Annotated in this window: 1 protein-coding gene and 1 pseudogene; both read right to left on the minus strand. The window is 53.0% G+C overall.

Features of this window, described 5'->3' with window-relative positions; genetic code table 11:
• On the minus strand, nt 1-122 hold a 122-nt coding region (locus BFF42_RS20835), incomplete at its 3' end, for a transposase (RefSeq protein WP_146755916.1).
• Nucleotides 115-440: pseudogene (locus BFF42_RS20840) on the minus strand (IS1-like element IS1B family transposase); the annotation flags it as partial. The pseudogene BFF42_RS20840 and the gene BFF42_RS20835, both read right to left, overlap by 8 nt.

Here is a 440-nt window from a genome sequence, read left to right on the forward strand (position 1 = left end):
GCTGCTACACCATGTTGCCGGGCAACGAGGGAGACCGTCATCCCCGGTTCAAAGCTCTGCTGAACAATTGCGATCTTTTCCTGTGTGGTACGCCGTCTGGGTAATGACTCCAACTTATTGATAGTGTTTTATGTTCAGATAATGCCCGATGACTTTGTCATGCAGCTCCACCGATTTTGAGAACGACAGCGACTTCCGTCCCAGCCGTGCCAGGTGCTGCCTCAGATTCAGGTTATGCCGCTCAATTCGCTGCGTATATCGCTTGCTGATTACGTGCAGCTTTCCCTTCAGGCGGGATTCATACAGTGGCCAGCCATCCGTCATCCATATCACCACGTCAAAGGGTGACAGCAAGCTCATAAGACGCCCCAGCGTCGCCATAGTGCGTTCACCGAATACGTGCGCAACAACCGTCTTCCGGAGCCTGTCATACGCGTAAA

Source organism: Shigella sp. FC1661 (genome assembly GCF_001712525.1).
Classification (GTDB): Bacteria; Pseudomonadota; Gammaproteobacteria; order Enterobacterales; family Enterobacteriaceae; genus Escherichia; species Escherichia coli.